This is a genomic window from Vibrio sp. 2096 (genome assembly GCF_033339595.1).
In the GTDB taxonomy this organism is placed as follows: Bacteria; Pseudomonadota; Gammaproteobacteria; order Enterobacterales; family Vibrionaceae; genus Vibrio; species Vibrio alginolyticus.
The window spans coordinates 343641-368739 of sequence record NZ_JAWOUX010000005.1 but is presented as its reverse complement, the minus strand read 5'-3'; the positions used below and the strand labels follow the sequence as shown (position 1 = coordinate 368739).

General features: G+C 44.8%; 24 protein-coding genes. 9 read left to right on the top strand and 15 right to left on the bottom strand.

Annotated elements, in window-relative coordinates:
• Positions 1-79 precede the first annotated feature (79 nt).
• On the bottom strand, positions 80-1288 hold the full coding sequence (locus tag R7Q41_RS12845; protein WP_054577598.1) for a DUF2066 domain-containing protein: 1209 nt from the start codon (positions 1286-1288) through the stop codon (positions 80-82).
• A gap of 365 nt (positions 1289-1653) precedes the next feature.
• Between R7Q41_RS12845 and R7Q41_RS12840 the strand changes: the two genes are divergently transcribed.
• Positions 1654-2907 carry a uracil-xanthine permease family protein gene (locus tag R7Q41_RS12840; RefSeq protein ID WP_005389855.1) on the top strand — a complete coding sequence of 418 codons (1254 nt, stop codon included), beginning with the start codon at positions 1654-1656 and terminating at the stop codon, positions 2905-2907.
• Between the two features lie 116 nt (positions 2908-3023).
• On the opposite strand, the gene upp is transcribed toward R7Q41_RS12840, so the two are convergent.
• Positions 3024-3650, bottom strand: coding sequence for a uracil phosphoribosyltransferase (gene upp / locus R7Q41_RS12835; RefSeq protein ID WP_005380401.1), 627 nt, complete (start codon positions 3648-3650; stop codon positions 3024-3026).
• A gap of 179 nt (positions 3651-3829) precedes the next feature.
• On the opposite strand from upp, the gene purM reads away from it, so the two are divergent.
• Together purM and purN are read left to right on the top strand one after the other, a co-directional pair.
• Positions 3830-4870, top strand: a complete 1041-nt coding sequence (purM, locus tag R7Q41_RS12830) for a phosphoribosylformylglycinamidine cyclo-ligase (RefSeq protein WP_308386827.1) — start codon at positions 3830-3832, stop codon at positions 4868-4870.
• A gap of 151 nt (positions 4871-5021) precedes the next feature.
• Positions 5022-5678, top strand: coding sequence for a phosphoribosylglycinamide formyltransferase (gene purN / locus R7Q41_RS12825; protein ID WP_025768256.1), 657 nt, complete (start codon positions 5022-5024; stop codon positions 5676-5678).
• Positions 5679-6071: 393 nt separating this feature from the next.
• On the opposite strand, the gene R7Q41_RS12820 is transcribed toward purN, so the two are convergent.
• A complete protein-coding gene (locus R7Q41_RS12820; RefSeq protein ID WP_005380394.1) occupies positions 6072-6917 on the bottom strand; it encodes a class II glutamine amidotransferase in 846 nt (281 codons plus the stop codon).
• A 50-nt stretch (positions 6918-6967) separates the two neighbouring features.
• Positions 6968-7543, bottom strand: a complete 576-nt coding sequence (gene lpcA / locus R7Q41_RS12815) for a D-sedoheptulose 7-phosphate isomerase (protein ID WP_005380392.1) — start codon at positions 7541-7543, stop codon at positions 6968-6970.
• Positions 7544-7919: 376 nt separating this feature from the next.
• On the opposite strand from lpcA, the gene fadE reads away from it, so the two are divergent.
• Complete coding sequence (fadE, locus tag R7Q41_RS12810; RefSeq protein WP_053306714.1) at positions 7920-10364, top strand: acyl-CoA dehydrogenase FadE; 2445 nt, start codon at positions 7920-7922, stop codon at positions 10362-10364.
• Between the two features lie 199 nt (positions 10365-10563).
• On the top strand, positions 10564-12339 hold the full coding sequence (locus tag R7Q41_RS12805) for a SulP family inorganic anion transporter (RefSeq protein WP_017820741.1): 1776 nt from the start codon (positions 10564-10566) through the stop codon (positions 12337-12339).
• A 73-nt stretch (positions 12340-12412) separates the two neighbouring features.
• On the opposite strand, the gene R7Q41_RS12800 is transcribed toward R7Q41_RS12805, so the two are convergent.
• From R7Q41_RS12800 to dnaQ, 5 genes are all read right to left on the bottom strand, one after another.
• The gene (locus R7Q41_RS12800) at positions 12413-12823 is read right to left on the bottom strand and encodes a GNAT family N-acetyltransferase (RefSeq protein ID WP_005391824.1); all 411 of its coding nucleotides are present in this window, start codon (positions 12821-12823) and stop codon (positions 12413-12415) included.
• An 84-nt stretch (positions 12824-12907) separates the two neighbouring features.
• Positions 12908-13300 carry a DUF1353 domain-containing protein gene (locus R7Q41_RS12795; RefSeq protein WP_017633769.1) on the bottom strand — a complete coding sequence of 131 codons (393 nt, stop codon included), beginning with the start codon at positions 13298-13300 and terminating at the stop codon, positions 12908-12910.
• Between the two features lie 191 nt (positions 13301-13491).
• A complete protein-coding gene (locus tag R7Q41_RS12790) occupies positions 13492-14022 on the bottom strand; it encodes a hypothetical protein (RefSeq protein WP_318144519.1) in 531 nt (176 codons plus the stop codon).
• 221 nt (positions 14023-14243) lie between these two features.
• Positions 14244-15494, bottom strand: coding sequence for a TIGR03503 family protein (locus R7Q41_RS12785; RefSeq protein WP_025768253.1), 1251 nt, complete (start codon positions 15492-15494; stop codon positions 14244-14246).
• Between the two features lie 8 nt (positions 15495-15502).
• A complete protein-coding gene (dnaQ, locus tag R7Q41_RS12780) occupies positions 15503-16225 on the bottom strand; it encodes a DNA polymerase III subunit epsilon (RefSeq protein ID WP_017636047.1) in 723 nt (240 codons plus the stop codon).
• A gap of 59 nt (positions 16226-16284) precedes the next feature.
• On the opposite strand from dnaQ, the gene rnhA reads away from it, so the two are divergent.
• Positions 16285-16749: a ribonuclease HI gene (rnhA, locus tag R7Q41_RS12775; protein WP_318144518.1), complete on the top strand. Its 465-nt coding sequence runs from the start codon at positions 16285-16287 to the stop codon at positions 16747-16749.
• Here rnhA and R7Q41_RS12770 read toward each other — a convergent pair.
• The gene (locus tag R7Q41_RS12770) at positions 16746-17492 is read right to left on the bottom strand and encodes a class I SAM-dependent methyltransferase (RefSeq protein ID WP_017636046.1); all 747 of its coding nucleotides are present in this window, start codon (positions 17490-17492) and stop codon (positions 16746-16748) included. The two genes, rnhA and R7Q41_RS12770, sit on opposite strands and share 4 nt — an antisense overlap.
• A 37-nt stretch (positions 17493-17529) precedes the next feature.
• Here R7Q41_RS12770 and gloB point away from each other — a divergent pair, with 37 nt between their 5' ends.
• The 3 genes from gloB (at position 17530) to R7Q41_RS12755 (ending at position 20809) form a co-directional block, all read left to right on the top strand.
• Positions 17530-18288 carry a hydroxyacylglutathione hydrolase gene (gloB, locus tag R7Q41_RS12765; RefSeq protein WP_017636045.1) on the top strand — a complete coding sequence of 253 codons (759 nt, stop codon included), beginning with the start codon at positions 17530-17532 and terminating at the stop codon, positions 18286-18288.
• A gap of 254 nt (positions 18289-18542) precedes the next feature.
• A complete protein-coding gene (locus R7Q41_RS12760; RefSeq protein WP_017820746.1) occupies positions 18543-20126 on the top strand; it encodes a LysM peptidoglycan-binding domain-containing protein in 1584 nt (527 codons plus the stop codon).
• The gene (locus R7Q41_RS12755) at positions 20123-20809 is read left to right on the top strand and encodes a YIP1 family protein (RefSeq protein ID WP_005380375.1); all 687 of its coding nucleotides are present in this window, start codon (positions 20123-20125) and stop codon (positions 20807-20809) included. The genes R7Q41_RS12760 and R7Q41_RS12755 overlap by 4 nt, the downstream gene beginning before the upstream one ends.
• Before the next feature lies 1 nt (position 20810).
• Here R7Q41_RS12755 and R7Q41_RS12750 read toward each other — a convergent pair whose 3' ends face one another.
• The 5 genes from R7Q41_RS12750 to accA form a co-directional block, all read right to left on the bottom strand.
• Positions 20811-21656 carry an endonuclease/exonuclease/phosphatase family protein gene (locus tag R7Q41_RS12750; RefSeq protein ID WP_025768251.1) on the bottom strand — a complete coding sequence of 282 codons (846 nt, stop codon included), beginning with the start codon at positions 21654-21656 and terminating at the stop codon, positions 20811-20813.
• Positions 21657-21796: 140 nt separating this feature from the next.
• The gene (gene glnB / locus R7Q41_RS12745; protein ID WP_005380372.1) at positions 21797-22135 is read right to left on the bottom strand and encodes a nitrogen regulatory protein P-II; all 339 of its coding nucleotides are present in this window, start codon (positions 22133-22135) and stop codon (positions 21797-21799) included.
• Between the two features lie 186 nt (positions 22136-22321).
• Positions 22322-22636: a c-type cytochrome gene (locus R7Q41_RS12740; protein WP_017636043.1), complete on the bottom strand. Its 315-nt coding sequence runs from the start codon at positions 22634-22636 to the stop codon at positions 22322-22324.
• 70 nt (positions 22637-22706) lie between these two features.
• Positions 22707-24017, bottom strand: a complete 1311-nt coding sequence (tilS, locus tag R7Q41_RS12735) for a tRNA lysidine(34) synthetase TilS (RefSeq protein WP_318088938.1) — start codon at positions 24015-24017, stop codon at positions 22707-22709.
• Positions 24018-24124: 107 nt separating this feature from the next.
• Positions 24125-25084: an acetyl-CoA carboxylase carboxyl transferase subunit alpha gene (gene accA / locus R7Q41_RS12730; protein WP_005380365.1), complete on the bottom strand. Its 960-nt coding sequence runs from the start codon at positions 25082-25084 to the stop codon at positions 24125-24127.
• Positions 25085-25099 lie beyond the last annotated feature (15 nt).

Here is a 25099-nt window from a genome sequence, read left to right as displayed (position 1 = left end):
CGCTATTGCGACTCTTTTTTATGCTTACCACATTGGTGTTTGATCCTTGCGTTTCACGCCTGGAACGCTACCAAGGAGATTACGATGCCGAGCGCCACTCGTAGATCAAGTCATACTGTTCTCGGACAGGCTCCACAATCATCGGCTGAGTTGGTTGTGTTTCGTCACTTGCTTCTGCCACAACATTTACTGGTACTTCAGGCTGCGCTTCTTTTGGCGTCGCGGCGTCTTTTGCTTCATTACTCTGAACCAATGGCTCTTCTTCTTGAGTTGAAGCTGGGGCATCAACTTCACCTAAAGGATCTTCAAAAACCATTAATTGAGAAATAGAAGAAGCTTCTTTCTCAAAAGCTTGTTGTGATGCCAAAAGGTGGATGTTGAGCGTTAACTCGTCCCCTTGAACACGCTTAATCTCTGTACCCGCAACCGAATTAAGTTGTTTTAGCGCATTCTCTAAACGGAAGAAGTCCGTGGCAGAGGTTACATTAAGGACTTTCACTGCTAGCGCTTTTGAAGACTTTCCTGAAACCACAACTGCACTCTTACTTGCATAGTAGTCTGCGATGCCATCCACCATTTCTGCAATAGCATTAGCACCTGATGCAGACTCGCTACGCGGAGAACGTTGCGCTTCTACAATTCTCGTTGGCGACTGGTCGTAGAGTGTCCAACGAATTTGTTCACCTTGAGCCCGTACAACCAAAACGGCGTCAGCTGGGTAGCGCTGGCTGGCTTGACCAATTGGCTCAATAAAGCCGCCCCAAAGATCAGAGACATTAACACCGGTTACATCATCAAAATCCCCAACCGGGATAGTGATTGGTAGGCCTCTTAATTTCGCTGCGCTACGAAGTGCTGCAACATTTGAAGATTCAGAATGTTCCCACGCAATGTTACGATCGTAACCCTGTTCTTCAACCATCCAAACTAAAATATTGGCACGATTTGGCGACCAAGATGGCAATTGTGCTTGTGTTAAAAGAGAGCTGATTTGGTCGTTGTTAAACAACATTTTTAAGCTCGCTTTTCCATCAACCTGCCCATAGCTTAGTTGAGAAATGTAACGCGCACTTGAGCTAAGTGCCTTTTTAATCACTGGATTGCTTAAAGAGGATTGAGAACCGGTCGCTCGAACAATCACATCCTGCATACCTTGTTGACGAGCCAAAGACTCACCGTCGTTCTGCTCACTGTCGATAACCACTTCGGCACGATAGATATCCACCTGAGTTAATGCATATACTGGTAGGGACAACCAACCTATCAGTAAGAGAGCTAAATAGCGCATAGTTTTTATAATCCTCTGAACAAGAACCCGAATAATAAGCAACTATCAAATCTTGAGCAAGGTAAGTACTGAGTAAATTGTCTGTATTATGACCAGCTTTGTTAACTCGGGCCTCAACCAGCACTTCAGTGCTATTTTTTATAATAAACTCATTGCTTATTAAGCTATCTCAACAAGTTAGGCTGTCCATTTTTCATCTTCACGCAAGACACGTAAAAGAGGACAATTTGCAAGCAAGCAACTCTCAAAAGTGCTATTTATGGGAAAAATTCAATCGAAAGTTTGATCTATGCAACATTGCAAACGATTGCAGGATGATAGTATTCGCCGGATTTGTCTGCGTATCTTGAAAATAGGGAATTATTATGAAAAACGCGTTACAAGGCGCTCAAATGCTCTTTGTCGCTTTTGGTGCTTTGGTGCTTGTGCCGCTCCTAACTGGCCTTGATCCAAACGTAGCCCTCTTTGGTGCCGGTGTCGGTACCCTCCTCTTCCAATTAATGACTAAACGTTCTGTTCCCATCTTCCTTGCCTCTTCTTTTGCGTTTATTGCTCCTATTATGTTCGGTATCCAAACTTGGGGTATCGGTGCAACGATGGGCGGCTTGATGGCAGCTGGCTTAGTTTATGTGGCTCTAGGGGCGATGATCAAAGTGCGTGGTGTTGGATTTATCCATAAAATTCTCCCGCCCGTTGTCGTTGGCCCTGTGATCATGGTTATCGGCCTTGGCCTTGCCCCAACAGCAGTGAACATGGCGGTAGGTAAAACTGGTGATGGAGCTGCACAGCTAGTTAATGGTGATGCTGCGATCATTATCTCGGCGGTCTCACTGCTCACAACCATTGTACTCAGCGTTTTTGCAAAAGGCTTTTTGAAGCTCGTTCCTATTGTTGGTGGTATTCTTGCTGGTTACTCTGTTTCTCTATTCTACGGGGTGGTTGATTTCACTCCCGTAGAACAAGCGGCTTGGCTAGCCATGCCAAACTTCACCGCGCCAGAGTTCAATATCAACGCAATTTTGTTCATGATTCCTGTCGCTATCGCACCTGCGGTTGAGCACGTAGGTGACATGCTTGCCATCTCAAACGTTACAGGTAAAAACTACCTGAAAAAACCAGGCCTTCATCGCACAATCGCAGGTGACGGGGTGGCAACTATCGCAGCTTCGATGGTGGGTGCTCCACCAAACACCACTTACAGTGAAGTAACAGGAGCGGTAATGCTAACCAAAGCATTTAACCCTGTGATCATGACTTGGGCAGCAATCACCGCAATCGTACTTGCATTGGTAGGTAAGCTAGGTGCGGTTCTTCAAACGATTCCAGTACCTGTCATGGGCGGTATCATGATTCTGCTGTTCGGCTCTATCGCAACGGTAGGCCTCAACACACTGATCAAGAATAACGTTGATTTACATAAGTCTCGTAATCTAGTGATTGTTGCCGTAACCCTTGTGTTTGGCATTGGTGGTATGGCCTTCGGTATTGGTGAGTTCAGTCTACAAGGTGTGAGTCTATGCGGTATCGTGGCAATTATTCTTAACCTTGTGCTACCAAACGATTTAGGTGAAAACCACGTTGTAGATAACGCACAAATGGAAGAAGAAAGCGCGAAATAGTTCGTTTGCGCCGCTTTATTAGTTGGCGTGTCTTACTCTTCTCCTCTTGTAGATACAAAAAAGGCTTGGTTTTCACCAAGCCTTTTTCTGTTCAGTCATAGTAATACATCAAAGAATTACTTAGTACCGAAGATCTTATCACCTGCATCGCCTAGACCCGGAACGATGTAGCCTTTGTCATTAAGCTTCTCATCGATTGCCGCAGTGTATAGCTCAACATCTGGGTGTGCTTTTTCTAGCGCTTCAATACCTTCTGGTGCAGCAACAAGTACCAGCACTTTGATTTGGTTACAACCTTTCTCTTTTAGGAGATCGATCGTAGCAATCATAGAACCACCTGTTGCAAGCATTGGGTCAACAACAAGCGCAATACGCTCCTCGATGTTTGAAGCAAGCTTGTTGAAGTAAGGAACTGGCTCAAGCGTTTCTTCATCACGGTAAATACCCACAACACTGATACGTGCGCTTGGCATGTGCTCAAGAACTCCATCCATCATGCCTAGACCTGCACGTAGGATTGGCACTACGGTTACTTTTTTACCTTTAATCTGGTCTACTTCTACCGGACCGTTCCAACCATCAATGGTCACTTTTTCTGTTTCAAAGTCTGACGTTGCTTCGTAAGTAAGTAGGCTACCGACCTCAGTCGCTAACTCACGAAAACGTTTTGTGCTGATGTCACCTTCTCTCATTAGACCAATTTTATGTTTTACTAGAGGGTGCTTTACTTCAACAACTTTCATGTCCATCTCCGGCTATAGTTGGCAATATTTAAACAAACCTTCAGATTATACATGATTTTCACAGGGATATCAGGATAAATCACTAAAGAAAAAAACAGACGCAAACGTTTGCTATCTATGTTTAAGCACTGTTAGAATAGCGCCGTTTTCATATCCAACTTAATACCGAGGACTTCCCTGTGAGTGGTAACAACTCTTCTCTTAGCTATAAAGACGCTGGTGTAGATATTGATGCAGGCAACGCGCTTGTGGATCGTATTAAGGGTGCGGTAAAACGTACTCGTCGCCCTGAAGTTATGGGTGGTATCGGTGGTTTTGGCGCGCTATGCGAATTGCCAACTAAATACAAACAACCTGTACTGGTTTCTGGTACTGATGGCGTTGGCACAAAACTTCGCCTAGCACTGGATATGAACAAGCACGACACGATTGGCATCGACCTAGTGGCAATGTGTGTAAATGATCTTATCGTGCAAGGCGCAGAGCCACTGTTTTTCCTAGATTACTACGCAACAGGCAAACTAGACGTTGATACCGCAGCGGATGTTGTTTCAGGTATCGCAGAAGGGTGTGTTCAAGCAGGTTGTGCCCTAATTGGTGGCGAAACTGCGGAGATGCCTGGCATGTATGAAGGCGAAGACTACGACGTAGCTGGTTTCTGTGTTGGCGTAGTAGAAAAAGAAGACGTGATTGACGGCACGAAAGTCGCTGCTAGTGATGCACTTATCGCTGTTGGCTCAAGCGGCCCACACTCAAACGGTTACTCCCTTATCCGTAAGATCCTAGAAGTATCTGGTGCAGATAAGAGCGAAGAGCTAGCAGGCCGCACTATTGGTGAGCACCTACTAGAACCAACAAAAATTTACATCAAGTCAGCACTTAAGATGATTGAGAAACACGACATCCATGCGATTTCTCATATCACTGGTGGTGGTTTCTGGGAAAACATCCCACGCGTACTGCCTGAAGGCACGAAAGCAGTTATCGATGGTAACAGTTGGGAATGGCCAGTTATCTTCAAGTGGCTACAAGAGAAAGGCAACGTCGACACACACGAAATGTACCGCACATTCAACTGTGGTGTAGGTCTAATCGTCGCACTACCGAAAGACCAGGCAGACGCAGCAGTTGCTCTTCTTAAAGAAGAAGGCGAAAACGCGTGGGTGATTGGTCAAATCGCACAAGCAGACGCGAACGAAGAGCAAGTTGAAATCCAATAATTTGCAAATCGAGCTCAAAAGATAAGAAGAATGAGGACACTAGATGACTAGGTCCTCATTTTGCTATCTAGAACACTAAAAACCATTCTATTAGTAGGTAGTTTAGAAGCTACATAACTCCAACCTACAATACCAAGGCGCTCTCGACATCATGAAAAACCATACCCTAAAAAACTTTGTGGTCCTCATCTCGGGTAACGGAAGTAACCTGCAAGCTATCTTGGAAGCTTGCGAAGACAGCATGCCAAACGCACGAGTGGCAGCCGTGTTCTCTAACAAAGCAGATGCTTTTGGTTTAGAACGTGCAAAAAAGTTTGATGTAGACGGTCACTTTGTCGACCCTAAAGCATTCAGCTCGCGTGAAAGCTTTGATGCAGAGCTAATGAGTCAAATAGATGAATACCAACCAGACGTGATTATTCTTGCTGGTTACATGCGCATTCTGAGCAGCGCATTTGTTTCTCATTACATGGGTAAGATGATCAATATCCACCCTTCTCTTCTACCAAAATATCCTGGGCTACACACACACCAGAGAGCAATTGATGCTGGCGATAAAGAACATGGTACGAGTGTGCACTTTGTAACGGAAGAGCTTGATGGTGGCCCTGTCATACTGCAAGCAAAAGTTCCTGTGTTCGAAGACGATGATGCTAGTGTACTTGCGGCACGTGTTCAGGCGCAGGAGCACCGAATCTACCCTATGGTGGCTAAGTGGCTGGTAGACGAGCGGTTGATCATGAAGGATGGTAAAGCCTATTTAGATGGCGCAGAGCTTGGCGTACATGGGTACGCCTCAGATGAGTAGCCCTGAATAATAAACTCCAGGCACAAAAGAGCAGCCTGAGGGCTGCTCTTGGTTGGTTGTTTTAATACTTATAAACTTGATTCAAGAAAACCATGGTGAGACTAGAAACCTAAAACCCAACATTCTAAAAAATCCCATAACCACTTGAGTAACATAACACTCGGAAAGTAGATTCTGAATCTGGTTCGTTCTTCACCGTTCAGACTGACGAGGTGTTTTATGAGAAATTTCTATCAGTTACGTCTTTACAGCAAGCCTTAGCGAGACTAGGACTCTACTACCAGCACTCTAGAAAGTAAGAATGCTCATCCGTATCCGCCCTCGGTTTAAAACGCATAAAAATAAAGCTCGCGATTAAGCGAGCTTTATCTTTATATTCAGAGTAAGAGACCATCACTCTAACGGTTCGGTTGGCGCTTGATTGCCCGGCTTAGCCGCCGCAAACGGCACATTTACCAGTTCAGAGGCATTATTTTTGACTAGTTCACCTAGGTGAAACAAGCCGTATTCGCCAGGTTTCATACGCTGCCAAGCTTCGTTGCCCGTCAAAGGTTGAGTTGCGATCACAGAAACGATGTCATGTGGCGTGGTTTCTTCTTGGAAGTTAATTTCCACATCTTCATCAAGCAAAGCAGCTTTTCCAAACGGTGCGCGTCTTGTGATCCAATACAAATGATTGGTGCAATACGTCATTACATACTCACCATCACTCAGAAGCATGTTAAATACACCCTTCTCTCTTAGCTCATCACAACATTTAGCAACATATAAGAATACCGACTCCATATCCTTTGGTGGCTCAGGATATCGATCTTCCATTTGCTTCAATAACCAGCAAAATGCCAGTTCACTATCTGTTTCACCGACAGGTCGATGTCGACCTGTATGCAAGTCTTGATAGCCAGAGAGCTGACCGTTATGCGCAAACGTCCAATACCTACCCCACAGCTCACGTGTAAAGGGATGAGTATTTTCTAAATTAACACCACCACGATTCGCCTGTCGGATATGACTAACGACCGCACGACTTTTGATGGGATAATTTTGTACCAACTCTGCTATTTTAGACTCACAACTTGGCTTGGGATCTTTGAAGGTTCGAAAGCCCTTCCCTTCGTAGAAGGTGATCCCCCATCCGTCACGGTGTGGGCCGGTTCGACCTCCACGCTGCATGAGCCCAGTAAAACTGAAACAAATATCCGTTGGAACATTAGCGCTCATACCGAGCAATTCACACATGGTTTAAAAAACTCCCTAACAACACAGCTCGAAACGGTGGCCGTAAACGATTATTCCATCTCTTTTTCGATCAACTGAATGATGATATGAATAATCTTAATATGAATTTCCTGAATGCGGTCTGCATAACCAAAGTGTGGCACGCGGATTTCAATATCTGCAAGGCCTGCCATTTTGCCGCCATCTTTACCTGTTAGCGCAATCGTCTTCATGCCTTTCGCTTGTGCTGCTTCAATCGCTTTCAGGATGTTACCTGAGTTACCTGAAGTCGACAGACCAAACAGTACGTCACCTTTTCGACCAACCGCTTCTACATAACGTGAAAACACGAAGTCATAACCAAAGTCATTACTCACACAAGAAAGGTGGCTTGGATCTGAAATAGCAATACCAGCATAGCCAGGACGATTTTCTCGGTAACGGCCTGTTAGCTCTTCGGCAAAGTGCATTGAATCACAGTGAGAACCACCGTTACCACATGACAATACTTTACCATCTTGCTTGAATGAGTCAGCAATCATTTTCGCCGCTGCTTCGATTTGCGCAATGTTATGGTCATCGCTTAAAAATTTGTTGAGCACTTCAGCAGCTTCGTTTAATTCACTTCTAATCAGATCATGGTACATAAGACGTTCTCTTTATTATTTCGGCTTCAGTCAGCTCTAGACTCACTGAGCAAATTGTTCTGATACCAATTTGGTATCGGACATTTCATAAACCTGAACTCGGGTTTGATTACTCTGAGTTTACCCACAAACGAGAATTAGTGTCGATAGTGAACCAACAGATTTAGATTAGTGATGGTAATAAACTTGTCAACTTGCTCATGAAACCATCACTCAAATCTCAACTTTAGAATTTTAACTCTACTTAGATCACTTTTTATCCAATCTTATGTTTTACATTTCCTTAATATTTTGATTACACTTAAACCAACTGGTTAGACCTCTTACCTAACATACAGACGTACAAAACTTATAAAGTCTGAAAAGGAAAATACATATGGACATCTTGCTCTCAATCATCACGATGGCGATCGTGCTAGGCATTACGCTCTACCACCGCATGTCTCTCGTGAAATCTATTAGCTTACTCACCGCAGCCATGCTGGCTCTTACAGTAGCTGGTACTGTCGGCGTTATTGGTTGGGCTATTTACGTTCTCGCCGCAGCTGTGCTCGCGGTTCCTAGCGTACGTCAGTCTTTAATTAGCCGCAAAGCGTTAGTGCTTTTCAAGAAAGTGCTGCCAGCTATGTCTCAAACCGAAAAAGAAGCGTTAGACGCAGGTACCGTCTGGTGGGAAGCCGAACTATTTAAAGGCAAACCAGAGTGGCAAAAGCTACACGCGATTCAAGCACCTAAATTAAGTGCGGAAGAACAAGCCTTTTTAGACGGCCCTGTGAATGAAGTGTGCGCCATGGTGAGTGATTTCCAAGTGACCCATGAACTCGCGGACTTACCGCCAGAAGTTTGGCAATACCTGAAAGATCATAAGTTCTTCGCCATGATCATTAAGAAAAAGTACGGTGGTCTAGAATTCTCAGCATACGCGCAATCTTTGGTACTACAAAAATTAACGGGTGTTTCTGGCGTTCTATCGTCTACCGTTGGTGTTCCTAACTCTTTAGGCCCTGGTGAGTTACTGCAACACTACGGTACTGAAGATCAGAAAAATCATTACTTACCGCGCCTAGCTGAAGGTAAGGAAATCCCTTGTTTCGCCCTAACAAGTCCAGAAGCGGGTTCTGACGCTGGATCTATTCCAGATTACGGTGTGGTCTGTAAAGGCGAATGGGAAGGAAAAGAAGTACTGGGTATGCGCCTAACTTGGAACAAGCGCTACATCACCCTAGCGCCAGTCGCAACGGTACTAGGCTTAGCATTTAAACTTCGCGACCCTGAAGGTTTGCTAGGCGACAAAGAAGATCTTGGCATCACTTGTGCGCTTATCCCAACTGATGTCAAAGGTGTTGAGATTGGTAACCGACACTTCCCACTCAATGTGCCATTCCAAAATGGTCCAACGCGCGGTAAAGACATCTTTGTTCCTATCGATTTCATTATCGGTGGCGAAAAAATGGCGGGCCAAGGTTGGCGTATGCTGGTTGAGTGTCTGTCGGTTGGACGTGGTATCACGCTACCTTCAAACTCAACAGGTGGCATCAAAACTGCGGCAATGGCAACCGGTGCTTACTCACGTATTCGCCGTCAGTTCAAACAGCCGATCGGCCATATGGAAGGAGTTGAAGAACCATTAGCACGCTTGGGTGGTAATGCTTACGTGATGGATGCAGCAAGCAACTTAACCGTTGCGGGTATCGACTTAGGTGAAAAGCCATCAGTAATCTCAGCTATCGTGAAGTATCACTGTACGCACCGCGGCCAGCAAAGCATCATCGATGCAATGGACATCGTAGGCGGTAAAGGTATCTGTATGGGACCTTCTAACTTCCTAGCTCGTGGTTACCAAGGTGCGCCAATCGCGGTAACGGTTGAGGGTGCTAACATTCTAACACGCTCAATGATCATCTTTGGCCAAGGCGCAATCCGTTGCCATCCGTACGTTCTTGAAGAAATGAACGCGGCGTATTCTGAAGCAAGTAATGCTGTCGAGAAATTTGATAAAGCGCTTGCTGGTCACGTGAGCTTTACAATGAGTAACCTAGTGCGCAGTATCTGGTTTGGTTTGAGCGACGGTCTGGGCTCTTCATCACCAACCAAAGATGCAACCAAGCGTTACTACCAACAATTGAACCGTTACAGTGCAAACCTTGCTCTGCTATCGGATATCTCAATGGCAGTGCTAGGTGGCTCTTTGAAGCGTAAAGAGCGTCTATCAGCACGTCTTGGTGACATTCTAAGCCAGCTATATTTGAGCTCTGCGACGTTGAAACGTTTTGAGCAAGATGGCCGTCCAGTCGAAGATTTACCATTAGTACACTGGGGTCTACAAGACAGTTTGAAACAAGCGGAAGTGGCAGTAGATGAATTCTTAGCAAACTTCCCGAACAAAGTAATTGGCCGTGCGCTACGCGTATTAATCATGCCATTTGGTCGCGTACGCAAAGCACCAAGCGATAAACTAGACAGTAAAGTGGCGCGCATTCTACAAACACCAAGTGCAACGCGCTCACGCATTGGTCGCGGTCAATACCTTGAACCAACCGAGCACAACGCAGCAGGTAAGATTGAGCTTGCACTATCAGTCATTCTTCAAGCTGAGCCTGTGTTTGACAAAGTATGTAAAGCGCAAGGTAAGCGTCGCCCATTCTTACGTTTGGATATGATTGCTCAGGAAGGGTTAGAGCAAGGCTTTATCACGCAAGAAGAAGCCGATCTACTCAGAGAAGCGGAACAGCATCGTCTAGATACAATCAACGTTGATGATTTTGAGCCGGAACTGCTTGCCGCAAAGCCGCTATACCCTCAGATGGATAGTGTCGCGTAACTCTAGAATCTGAGACCACAAACGGGAGTATCAGCTCCCGTTTTTTATTGCTTCCAGAATCGCATTCATAACACCACGAAGCCCCTGCGCAATCGCAATAAAAGCCACGCACTCCAATCTTTCCCCCGATTTCCAGTGATAACTAACTCACAGACGTTCCAACTAAGCGGTGTATACTTTAAGTAACTCACTCACATATATGGTAAATCCGTTGGCTAAAATATTACTCGCACAGTGGTTCCCAGGGCTTGTTCAGCTTAAGCATTATCAAAAAGAATGGTTTGTTAACGACTTTAGAGCCGCCTTTTCTGTTGTCGCGGTTGCACTGCCAGTTGCCATAGCTTATGCACAGTTAACTGGTGTATCCGCAATTGTCGGTCTGTATTCGTGTGTACTGCCAATGTTGGTTTACGCCATGATGGGCACATCTCGGCAACTCATTGTCGGACCCGATGCAGCAACCTGTGCAGTGATCGCTGCTGTTGTGACACCACTTGCCGCAGGTGACCCCACAAAACATTGGCAGTTGGTTATGACCATGACAGCGATGACGGGGATTTGGTGTGTACTGGCAAGTCGTTTCAAGCTAGGGGTGTTTGCAGATTTCCTTTCTCGTCCGATTCTTTTGGGTCTACTCAACGGTGTTGCTCTCACAATTATCGTTGGTCAGTTTGCGAAAGTAGTCGGTTTGAAATACGAGCAACGTTATTTACTGGAACGTTTATGGGAAGCTCCACAACGACTAACCGAGCTTCATTGGCCTACTGTAACTCTGAGTATCGTGACAGTTGTCGTTTATTTGCTCACCAAACGCTACCGACCAACTTGGCCTGCTGCCATGCTGGCGATCCTCGTAACTACTGCGTCAGTTTGGTTTTTCCATTTACAAGAGATGGGCGTATCGGTTGTCGGACTCACTCAAGGTGGCTTCCCTCAGTTTCAAACACCGGAGTTTGAGCTAGGTGAAGTTCGTGAACTAGTGGTCCCGGCTCTCAACCTTGCGATTGTCAGTTTTGTTAGCATGATGCTCACCGCCCGCAGTTTCGCTGCTAAAAACGGTTATGATATTGATGCTAATAAAGAGTTTCAGGCGTTGGGTTTTGCCAACATTGCCTCAGCGTTTTCGCAAGGTTTCGCGATAAGCGGCGCTGACTCACGCACAGCCGTCAATGATGCAAATGGCGGTAAATCTCAATTAGTTTCGATTGTCGCTGCAATCACTATTGCCATTATTGCGGTATTTATTTACGAGCCTTTGCAGTTCATCCCTATCGCTTCACTTGGTGTTGTATTGATCATTGCGTCCCTATCGCTGCTCGATCTTAAAGCAATTTGGAAATTAAAATCTCGTGACAAAGATGCATTTTATCTGGCCATCATTACTTTTATTTCTGTGTTGATCGTGGGTGTAATACCGGGGATCACTTTGGCGGTACTGCTAGGGCTGTTTCAATTTTTACGTATTGTCATGCGGCCGAGTGATCAGCTACTTGGCCTGGATGAAAAAGGTACCATTCGGACCATCGACGACTCAGGAAAAGCATCGCCTATTCCTGGAATGGTGATTTACCGCTTTAACTCACCGCTAACTTACTTCAACGCTCCTTACTTTAAACGTAGAGTGTTAGAGCAGGCAGAGCATCACAAAGACGCAAGTTGCGTTGTCATCGACGCCGTGTCGAGCTTTACTCACTTGGATCTCAGTGTGATGGCAACACTGGCAGATATTCACAATACTTTGAAAAAGAGAGGCGTACGCTTAATCCTAGCAGGAAGGAAACGACGTCTTCGTCAATGGTGTGAGCTTACTGGTATCAGCACCAGTGAAGGAGGCATCTTACTGCGAGCTGATATGTACCTTGCCATTAAACTTAGTGGCTGTTACATCAGTGCTGTGGGTGAGGGACAAATTCCTACTGTTCAAAAAGAGCCTGATTTAGAGCAGCCACCCAAACCAATTCCAGAAGTGGCTTAAATACAAATTTAATATAGAAAACAGGAAATTAAACTCCTGTTTTCTAGTGCTTATCTTCACAGCTGAATACGTGTTATGCCTTTGGCTTAAACTTTTTTGTCATCCCTTGGCTTTTAGGAGCCACCAGCCTATAACCAAGCTTTTCGTAAAAGACCGGTTCATCAGCAATCATAGAAACGTAAGAGCCTTCAAGTGCAACAGAAGAAAGATAACCGTCGATGTATTCCATGACTTTTCTACCTAAACCGTTACCTTGATAATCAGAATCAACGGCAACGTCGACAATTTCGAAGTTACACGCCCCGTCACCAACAACCCGACCCATTGCAATGAGCTTTCCTTCATCCCGAACAGATACGCCATATAACGAATTGGGTAGGCCAATTTCAGCAGCTTTCAACGATTTAGGTGATAGCCCGGCTTTTATACGCATATCACAGTATTCTTTCGGGCTTGGCACATGCTCTTCATATCTTATTGTCATTATGTACTACTCCTTTGTATCACCTTGGAGCTTACATAACTAAACTGTATAAATAAACAGTTATACGTTGGAAAGATGTTCCCATTAAGCACACAAAGTATCGGGTCTAGAAAAGAACCCGCCGACAACTCTGACGCCATAATAGATATAAGTTGCTCTGAAGCTAGACATTCCTTTTTCTAAACATGTTTCTCTCAACAACGTATCCGCATGCTTTCGAGCACTTTGAGGCAACACCTCTTCCCTCATGAGTTGGTAAAGAGCATCATGCACTAAAGAAGCTTTCATAATGTTTTTTGTGTCTAACGCTGGCCCACTCGCTCCATCCCATGCATAGCCCTTTTTAATCGTTAACACGCCTTGTTTGGACAAACTAAGAAAAGGGCTGTCATACGCGTTACTCACTGAAATGTGAGTCTCAATCTTTTCTTCAGAATGGAGAGTGTATTTATACTTCTGACGCTTTTTGTATTTCATCAGAGACCTCGCGTTTACTTATTCTTATTTATCACGCACAGCTGAATATTTATCCAGAAACCCTAAAAGATCGGCTCTTGTTATTATGGCGTACTACCTATTACAAAGCCCAAATCAATATAAATAGAACTCCATGCAATCAATAAAGCCAGAACCCCTGACTTTATTGACCAAAATTCAACCAACAATCCTTATTCTGAAGGAAGTCTACTCAATTTTTTATGGATATCTTCTACAAAATTGGTTTGTTCACTTGGAGAAACCTCTAGAACATAATGAAAAAACGGACTTGTATGCTCAGTAATTTTATACTCTTCACTTAACAGCTTAATTACTTGTTCATGATTAAATCGTGCGGAGACTAAGCCACTCTCGGTTTCTTGAGTTATAACTATATAGTGAGCGGTTGGAAAAACCGTAAACCTTCCTTCGACAGGAAACCAAGGAGCAAAAGAAATAATCTCGTCATCAATTATGTATGCTTGAGGTTTACTGACATAGGTGTAAGGGTACTTTTCATCTAAATAGGGTCTTGCTGTATCAAACAAGCCATCATAATAAGTTGGTATTTCTACTTTTTGGATTTTACTTAAGGGATCGAAAGTGAAGGTATCAAGTGATTTTAAATTATTACTTCCCGAATCTGGATTATTAACACCATTATCAATAGAAGAACAACCTACAATTATCACTGCACAAAAAAAAGCTAAAATTTTATTCATTATTTCTTTATCTTTAATTGATTGTTTTGAAAGTTAGTCACATTAAAAATGCAACCAATTTAGAAAGTAAAAATGATATATTATTTATATAAAATCCCAAACATATATTTGAATACAGTAAACTTAAATATTCATAATTTATCCATTTTTCTTCTTCCAACTTGGTAACTTGATAAAAAAACGGAGCCGATTGGCTCCGTTTCTCGCTTTATGTGTTACTACTATTTCTTTGGTACTTCTAATTGCATCTCTGGCATGGCATCGCGCTTCGCTTTAATTTTGCGCCAGACTATCCATGCAATGATCACAATCAGCAGCATTATCAAATTACCCACCGCGATAATAATCATGCTGCGCTTACGCTCAGCCTCTCGCTCAGCGATAATTTGCTTTTCCATTTCAATACGGCGCTGTTCGGCTAATTCAGCTTCTTTTGCAATTCGAGCAGCTTCTAGATCAACTTCATCAACAACACTGAAGGTTTGCTCTGGGATAGGAAACACCAACGAGCGCTGAGTTGCAAAATCAGTGGCAAAGATCTCGCCGCGCCATGCGTACTTACCAAGCTCAGCATCGTTATTGAGGTTCAACGTAACTCTCATTCCATCTTTAGAGACCTGTCCTTGGCTGTAACTAATGAAACCATCGGGAGCGTCCTTTTTCACTGTGACTGCAATAGAGCCTGGTGCAATCATACCTTGCTCGCCACTCACCACTAATTGGTGTGGCTTATCGGGATTACGAGCCTGAATAAAAGTACGAGAGATTGGGTTCGGATAAACCAAGATGACTTGCTCTTGCGCTCGTAAGAATACGCCATTGCCAGACGTGATGCGCGCACGGTACTTACCAGGCTCAACGTCTATTGGGAGCTGAACCGTGAACACTCCATCCCCTGCTTTTTCATCCAAGCCTCGGCCGTCATCAGAAAACTCACCCACAACCATCGGCACTGGACGTGCTTCTTTGATCAGCTCATCTTCATTTTCGACAAACTTGGTAAATGTCACGCGCAGATTCACGCGATCAAGGAAGTCGCGCAGTACAAGAGGTTTGCCGTCGGAGGTCAGGCGAGCTGTAAACTTAAGCGCTTCCCCATTATATAATCGGTTTGGGAACAGATCCGTACTGAGCTTTAGGTGAGAAATTAAGCGGATGTTATTTTTAGGCGTAACTTTCCCCACAGCCTGCCATGGACCTGGCATAGGGTTATCAACGGAAATAATATCGAGTGAGGCTTCTTGATACCAACGTACATTGTCGTAAGAGCCCCAAGCATAGTATTTTTTACCGTCAGGACGGACTAAAACAACTGGCTGAGAACTTTGCTCACGATAAACCAAAAACGTGATCTGCTCGATGGTTGGATCAACTCGAAAGCGATTGTCTAACAAAGACATTGTAGATTCACTCGCAGCACTCGAGAGACTACTCCATATCGCTAAAAACGCGACCAACAAAGCCCTCAACATAGCTTCTCCTATTGATGCCAAATACAGTTGTTCACCAACTCTAATCTTTTTTGGTGAGCTTCTAGTTCATCGGCACTTGCGCGCAAAACCTTTAGCGCTTTTCTTCCTTCAATACGACGAATGGTTTCTACCCCACCCTCTTGTTTATTCGCGTTAAATTCTAGACTCGTTTGACCACCCGTCATAAAGAGGTAAACGTCGGCTAGAATCTCCGCATCGAGCAAAGCTCCGTGGAGTGTACGGTGCGAGTTATCAATACCGTAACGTTCACATAAGATATCAAGGTTGTTTCGCTTACCAGGGAAGATTTTCTTCGCCATAGCAAGGGTATCGGTCACCTTGCAGTAGTCGTCCGTTTTGCCGATGTTAGGATCGAGCATGCCAAACTCGTAATCCATAAAGCCGGTATCGAAGGGCGCGTTGTGGGCAACAAGTTCTGCGCCTTTAATAAACTCAAGAAACTCTTGGTGCACGCTCGCGTATTCCGGTTTATCAACCAAGAATTCATCCGTAATACCGTGAACTTCAACCGCTTCTGGTTGGATTTCACGATCGGGTTTTAAATAAACGTGGAAGTGACGACCAGTCAGCTTACGGTTGATGATCTCCACGGCACCGATTTCAATAATGCGGTGTCCCATGTAGTGAGGACCACCCTCGCGGTTCATACCTGTGGTTTCGGTATCGAGAACGACAATGCGGTTATATTCAGAATTGCTGCTGGTATTCATAAGGTTATGTATGTCAGACTATGCTTTATTAAATGTTTCGGCTAATAGTACCAAAAAATATGACCAAACACGTTGAGATTTTCACTGACGGTTCTTGTTTAGGTAACCCAGGACCAGGTGGTTACGGCATAGTATTGCGTTACAAAGACGTAGAAAAGACACTTTCCAAAGGCTATACGTTAACTACCAACAACCGCATGGAAATGTTGGCGGCTGTCGTCGCGCTACAGACGTTAAAACAACCTTGTAAAGTCACTTTAACGACTGACAGCCAATATGTGCGCCAAGGTATTACTCAGTGGATCCATAACTGGAAGAAGCGTGGTTGGAAAACAGCGGATAAAAAAACCGTGAAGAATGCCGATTTATGGCAAGCTCTAGACAAAGAAACCGCACGCCATCAAGTTGAATGGCATTGGGTAAAAGGCCACGCGGGCCATCGTGAGAACGAAATGTGTGATGAGCTAGCCCGGACTGCTGCAGAAAACCCAACTGAGGAAGATACAGGTTACCAACCCTCTTAGCGAGATTCTTTCCTCATAGTGTTACCCTCTCGATTCATCACCCCAAGTGGTGTGAGCTTTTTCTTCAAGCGCCAATGCGGTTTGATAGGCTTGAGAGGGTATGTCCGTTTCCGCGCGACTATGTAATACAAACTCCCAGCGGGTGATGCCCAATCACCAAGACTATTTTCCAACCATGTCCACATCGTACGGTAACGTTTCATCGGAAACAGCGCATAACGATCACAATGAATCACTTGATAATTAAGTAACCCTAACCAATCTTTGATGCGGTTCGACGTAAACATTCGTCCACTCCAAGGCAAATTATGTTTACGCCATGGAAGCAAACTCGCTAATCCAGTCAAGCTTAATGGGTTGAATCCAGTAATAATTACATAGCCATCATCCATCATCACTCTATCGACTTCACGCAACAAACGGTGTGGATCGCTTGCATAGTCGAGCTGATGAGCGAGTATCACAACATCAAAGCTTTTTTCCAAAAAGGGTAATTCGTAACCATCTGCAATCACATTATGCAACGGGTTCTGGATATCTACGTTGACTTGGTGTTGAATGTTACAATTACAGCTGGTTAGCTCACAGCTCAACCCGCCCAGTTTGAGCATATGGTAGCCGAAGAGTTTCGGGCACCATTCATCAAGTCGGGTCTGGATTGACTCAAGCACCCACGGACCGTTGTTCATTGCTGACCAAGTCGACGGGTGTGGTATAGTTTTGTTGCTGAGTGCTGGTTTCATTAACCACCTGACTAAAATGGGTGACGGAGAACGAATCGTGTTAGAGATCAAAAGCATACCCGCATTTAATGATAATTACATCTGGCTGATACAAAATAGCGATAAGCGCTGCGCAGTCGTTGATCCGGGCGATGCGAAGCCAGTATTAGAATTTCTGCAGGCTAACGAATTAACTTTAGAAGCGATTTTAATTACGCACCACCACAACGATCACATTGGTGGCGTTCCAGACTTAGTGCGTGCATTTCCTGACGTCGCCGTTGTGGGCCCAAAATCAGAGCCAATTCCAACCCTAACGACACCAATGGAAGAAGGCGACAAGCTGGAGTTGTTTGGTGAGATTTTCTTAGTACTTGGGTTACCCGGTCATACTTTGGGCCATATCGGTTACGTTGGAGACGGAAAACTGTTTTGCGGTGATGTGCTCTTTTCCGCTGGCTGTGGTCGTATTTTTGAAGGTACGCCTGAGCAAATGTTTGAATCACTGAGTAAACTAACGTCTCTACCAGAAGAAACTCAAGTCTTCTGCGCACATGAATACACGGCGAGTAACGTGGCGTTTGCTCTAGCGGTTGAACCTGATAATGAGCAACTTCGCCAATATCGCGACGATGTAAACCGACTGCGAGCACTCAACATTCCGACACTTCCAACAACAATACGCAAAGAAAAGTGGATTAATCCGTTCTTGCGAACCTCTAACCCTGACGTGGTTCAATCTGTTGCTAGTCGCATTAAAAATAGCGATCCATGCTCGGTTTTTACTGCTTTACGCGAGTGGAAGAACGAATTTTAACCATTTTCTGCTTGTAAGTTTGCAAGACCCCAGTATTATCAGGGGCTGATTTTTCGAGAAGCGCCACTGGCGCTTCTCTTACGTTTGGGGTTGATATAAATCTATTTGAATTTCTCCCCATTGCATAATTAGAAGCTCTTTGCCTCTATAAATTAGTTAGTGTTTAAAAGATGTCTATTATCTTGCGACTGCCACGCACATTACGTTGCGCGACAGGCAGGTGAAGATAAACAGGCCCTAAATAGGCTGAATCCATGCGTTTGAAGTATACTTGGGCGTTGGCGTTGTTATTATCTGGCTGTCAATTGACTCAGTCAGATTCAACGTCTTCTACACCAGAAACCAATAAATCTGAGCAGACTGCAAAGCAAAATGCAGTAAAAGCTCAACCGGGCAATAAATCGTCACTAGCAAAAAAATCCGCTAACGACGCGCCTAAAGTTCTCTCCCCCCAAGAACAAGAAGATGTGTGGCAACGTATCGCCATGCAGCTGGACATGGATATCCCAAACCACAAGAAAGTGGACTACTACCGTACGTGGTATTTAAAGCACCCAAATCACCTTTACACGGTATCTAAGCGTGCGACTCCTTTTCTATACATGATCACAAAACGTATCGAAGAGCGCGGACTCCCAATGGAGCTTGCATTACTTCCTGTAGTGGAAAGTTCATTCGATGCCTTTGCCTACTCACATGGTAGCGCGGCTGGGTTGTGGCAATTTGTCCCAGGCACCGGAAAAATGATGGGATTAGAGCAAAACTACTGGTATGACGGTCGCAGAGATGTGGCAGCAGCAACGGATGCAGCGCTGGACTACCTAGTACAACTAAACGAGCGTTTTGATGGTAACTGGGAACATGCAATCGCCGCTTATAACAGCGGTGGAGGCCGAGTTTCTAGCGCAATTCGTAAGAATAAAAAGCTCGGTAAACCTATCGATTTCTTCTCATTAGACTTACCAAAAGAGACCAGCAGTTACGTTCCTAAGCTATTGGCCTTGGCTGACGTTATCGCAAACCAAGACAAGTACGGACTTAATATTCCTGCAATTCCAAACAAGCCTGTTCTAACGCTTGTTGATCCAGAAGAGCAGTTAGATCTGGCTATTGCCGCAGATTATGCCGGCATTAGCGTAAAAGAGTTGCAGAGTTACAACCCAGCATACAACCAGTGGTCGACAGCGCCTGAGGGGCCGCACCAACTTTTGATTCCCGTAGAGAAAAAAGAGACTTTTCTCACCAAGGTGGAGAAAAATCGCGGTAAAGGGATGAAGGTCGCTCGCTACAAGGTGAAATCTGGCGACTCTTTAAGCGTGCTAGCTAATAAATACGGCACAACCACGAAAGTCATTCGACGTGCCAACGGCCTATCGAATAACAATATTCGTATTGGTCAATACCTGTTGATTCCGACATCAACAAAAGACGATGCAAAATACGCATTAACGGCACAAAACCGATTAAACAAGACTCAATCTCGTGCTCGTGGTCAACTCAAGCTCACCCATGTCGTTCAGTCTGGAGAAAGTTTGTGGTCAATCGCACGTAACAATAAAGTGTCGTATAAATCGTTAGCTAAATGGAATGGTATGGGCCCTAAAGATCCATTGCGTGTGGGTCAAAAGCTAGTGATTTGGAAAGACTCAGACAAAGGTTCTGTGATCCGTACCGTTTTCTACAACGTTCGCTCTGGCGACACCATTAGCGGCATTGCAAGCAAGTTCAAAGTAAAAACGAACGACATCGTGAAATGGAACTCGCTACACAAGAAAAAATACTTACAACCAGGTCAAAAGCTTAAGTTGTACGTTGACGTAACGAAGGTAAGTGTATGAACCCATCAAGCAATCCACTTGTGATGCTGTTGGACATTTTTCGTTCTCCAACATCTTGTTTTCTTGCGCTTTATCAACGCGGTGGATGGGGATGGCAACCGTTCATCTTCCTGATGCTTAGTCCGTTTTTATTCTGGGGTGCTTACTTTTCGAATGTCGATTTCACGTGGCTCAGTGACCAACTTGCTGCGCAATTTCAGCAAATCGACCCGAAGCAGATTGAGCTATTAGAACCAAACACGCTAATGGCAAGCGCGATCATCAATGATGTATTCAACCGCTTTGCCACCTTACTATTGCTCGCGCTTTGGTTCTTTCTTGCAACAAAGGCAAGCAAACAACAATACGGTTACTGGAAATGGTTTGCCGCATCGTGTGCTATCTTATTCCCAGCAGTATTGGGCGATGTAGCAAGCTACGCGAGCTTGCTACTCAAGCATGGTCAGGTAATGACTTACGCTGCCGATTTAAATAGCCTCAATGGTCTATTAAAGCTGCCTCTTACTAACGAATGGTCTCATTTCGCTAGCTCGTTACCTTTGCTTCTGCCTTGGTACATTGTGCTCGGCTACGGCGTTGTACTGACGTGGACGGAGTTTGAACGTGGCCAAGCTTTGGTGATAGCAAGCCTGCCATGGGTATTCTTCTACGTTATTTGGGCACTTTATATTGTGGTAACCTAAGCTAGTTATTTAACGTAAATGACAATAACAATGGGTTATGATCGGAAGCGTCGCTCTGCGGCGCTTTTGCGTACTTAAGCGTCAGACCTCGGTAAAACACATGGTCCAGTGGTAACCCTGTTATAAATTGGACTCGATGATCCGGCAAGAACGTCACCTCTTGTAAGTCCGCAGCCTTTAAGGCCTGCCTCATCGCATTAACGCGAGATTCACTCCAGCTATTGAAGTCTCCAGCAAATAGAATTGGCCCCACATGATGCTTTAAAAGCATTTCAAGCGCCGTTAACTGAGATACATACTCTTTTGTACCCACGGTGAAGTTAATTGCATGTACATTCACCACTGCGAGTTTCTCGCCATTACTCAAGTGATACTGGCTATATAATGCAGACTTAGGTAAGCGAAGCCACGGCTCTTTAGAGGTGTAAGCGCAGGCTTTTTCTGGTTGCCCTTGAGCAATACTAATTACACCGGCACCGCTACCCAGCGCCTTAAAAGCACTCACTTGATTACTAACCCAGCGACCATCCACCAACCACTGTTTAAATGATGGTGTCATGCTGGCTTCTTGCAATAACAGTAACTGCTTATCAGCAGAAAACTCATCGAGTGCACGTTGCCAATTAGCCCGGTTCTGTTTGTAGATATTCCAGACAAGCACATTGATTTTGCCGTCATGATCGAGAGCTTTTGAATCGCTAAATTCGATGCACCTGATATCTTGTGTCAGCTCGGTACCTGTTTGAGTAATAATTTGCGGCTGATCTGGTACGGTGAAAATAACCTGGAAGCCAACCAATACCGCCATTACGAGAAAAGCTAACGCCAGAAAAAAACGCTTAAACATACGACAAACCTGAATGTAGGCACCCGAAATCTAGAACAACAAATCTCGGGTTAAATGATTTCACTAATAAGCAAACAACAAAAAAGGAGCCACTTGGCTCCCTTTTAGCATAATAAATACGAAACAAGTGACAAGAAACCTTAGATCGCGTCTTCGTCTTCTTCACCAGTACGAATACGAACCACACGCTCAATATCAGTGACGAATATTTTACCATCACCAATCTTACCAGTTTGCGCGGTTTCAATGATTGTCTCTACGCATTTATCAGCCACATCTTCCGTTACAACGATTTCGAGCTTCACTTTAGGTAGAAAGTCCACCATATACTCTGCACCACGGTAAAGCTCGGTGTGACCTTTTTGGCGACCAAAGCCTTTCACTTCAGAGACGGTCATCCCTGTAATGCCAACTTCAGCTAGCGCTTCTCGAACATCATCCAGTTTAAATGGCTTGATAATCGCTTCAATTTTTTTCATGTTCATCCCTTAAGCTTCAATCGATTGCGCTTATTATCGTTTAGCGTTTCGCAACATTCAATGTTTGTCTCTGATCCACCAGCGAAAATCCAGGCTGAGCAAATTAACATAGCGAATATCGTGAGTTGATAAAACCCAATGAGGACTGCTCAATGCCCAATCGTCCAAGCTTTTTCAGACTCGCGTTTACTTCAAACTTGCGTAGTAAGCCGCTAGGTTAGCGATATCTTCATCAGACAACAATGAAGCTTGAGCTTGCATCACAGCAGCAAGCCCACCTGTTCGCTCTTTATTTTTATAAGCTTTAATTGAACTGATAATATATTGCTCATTTTGCCCTTTCAGATTTGGGTAACCCGGAATGACAGCAATACCATCAGCGCCATGACACGCCGCGCATACTCCCGACTTTGCTTGACCTGCTGCAGCATCTCCCGCAGCTAGAGCCTGCCCACTGAACATGGTTAACGCCACCATTGCACCCATGATTGTTTTCTTCATTGCTTCACCTAATCAATTATTATTTAAGGATTTTTATATTTTATAATCGACATTGTGGCATGAATTTTCATTACCTGCGCCAAATAAGTTCACAATCTTGACCATTAAATGCCTGATCAACGAACAGATCTGCCACAGCAACGACTCGGTCTTGATACATCAAAATCGGAATTTGACGACGCAGCCAGCTTGGCACATTGTATTCTTGGAACAACTTCTTCAGTTTTCGACTGTGATTACGCGTGGTTGGATGCGCTGATAAGCCTTCCGGATTAAAGGTCACGCGAAGCAATTCTGGCTGACTCGGAAGCGCAATCGTTGCGTTGCTAGAACTCGTCGTTAAGGTCAGCTCCCCTAGCCGCTCTGGCAGCGACAAAGTCGCATCAACTTGAATCGTACTTTGCCACTCAGTGACGTCAGCCGTTTCCGTTACCCAATAGAGACAATTTCGAAAACGGCGCACTTCACCTTGTTTAAGTTGTAGTTTGGGGTTGGCATCTTGCTGAGCTAATGCGACTTCATTCCAGATGAGATTGAGTTGTACCTGAGTCGGCATACTAGTATTAAGCTTAGACAGCCACATACGAATCAAGCGCGCACGCGCTAATCCACTGTGCTTAGCCAGTTCTTCAATACTCAAACTTAGATCCGTTTGTAAAGCGCGTTCAAACACCGCGCTCAATAGTTCATCCAATAGCGCTTCTTGTTGAGCACATAAACTTGCACTGCGCTGAACCGCTTGATGGATACTCGGCCAGCGACCAGACAATTCAGGAATAACACAATGACGAAGAAAGTTACGATCATAACGGGTATCTTGATTGCTTTCGTCTTCCACCCACTCCAAGCCTAATTTAGTAGCGGCGTCTTCGATGGTCTTCCGCTTGATAGTAAGCAATGGTCGAACTAGAGATCCGCAAGAAAACGGCATACTCTCCGCCATCGAAGATAACCCTTTAGGCCCGCTGCCGCGCTTAAGCGCAAGGAGAAAAGTCTCTATTTGATCGTCGGCATGTTGACCAGTCAACAGTATATCGCCTTCTTGAATGTACTTAGTTAAGGCTTGGTAGCGAGCTTCACGAGCAAGAAGTTCAATACTTTCACCATTGCTGATGTCTAAGCTCACTCGCTCGATCGAGCACGATATCCCCACTTGTTGTGCCCAAAGTAAGCATTTATCGGCCCAATTATCGGCATTCGAGCTTAAACCATGGTGCACATACACAGCGTGACACTCTACAGAGTGCGCTTGTTGGTAGCGACTGAGTAATTCGAGTAAAAGACGTGAATCCACTCCTCCGCTAAACGCTAAGACAACCTTAGTGCCTAATTGATAGTAGCGGCCGAGAACTTGAGCAAAATGCGGGTAAAGCGATTCCATAAGCGATCCGATAGGTACAAAAAAAGGGCTGGACTCTCATCCAACCCTTTCTATTTTAACTGTTATCACTTGAGATATCAGCTAACGCTTAATAGCAATCACCGAAATTAACAGTAACCGTAGCTCATTAGACGCTGGTAACGACGCTCACGTAGCGTCTCTTCATCCAATTGTTCTAGATCTTCTAGCTGACGAAGTAGTGTCGCTTTCATATTCGCTGCCATTTGAACATGATCGCGATGAGCGCCGCCTAGTGGCTCTTCAATGATTTCGTCGATCAGTTCAAGCTCTTTAAGACGCGGAGCAGTTAGACCCATTGCCTCTGCCGCTTGTGGCGCTTTGTCTGAATCACGCCATAAGATTGAAGCACAACCCTCAGGAGAAATTACTGAGTACGTAGAGTACTGAAGCATGTTCACGTAGTCGCCTACACCGATTGCTAGTGCACCACCAGAACCGCCTTCACCAACAACGTTACAGATTACTGGCACTTTAAGACCAGACATCACTTTTAGGTTTTTCGCGATAGCTTCAGATTGACCACGCTCTTCTGCGCCCACACCTGGATACGCGCCAGCCGTGTCGATAAATGTGATAATCGGCATGTTGAAACGCTCTGCCATTTCCATCAAACGTAGCGCTTTACGGTAACCTTCTGGTTTCGGCATACCAAAGTTACGTTTCACCTTTTCTTTGGTCTCACGACCTTTTTGGTGACCAATGATCATCACAGGGCGGCCTTCAAGGCGAGCCATGCCACCCACAATCGCTTTGTCGTCTGCAAACGCGCGGTCACCCGCTAATTCATCAAACTCCTCAAAAGCGTGTTGGATGTAATCCAGCGTGTAAGGACGTAGTGGGTGACGAGCCAGTTGAGCTGTTTCCCATGCACCTAGGTCACTGAAGGTTTTTTTCTTCAGCTCTAAGCTTTTCTTCTCAAGCTGTTCGATTTCTTTATCCAGGTCAATCGCAGAATCACCACCGTGACGAGAGACATCACGTAATGCTTCAATTTTCGCTTCTAGTTCTGCAATTGGCTTTTCAAATTCAAGAAAGTTTAGGCTCATCTATGAATCCTTGTT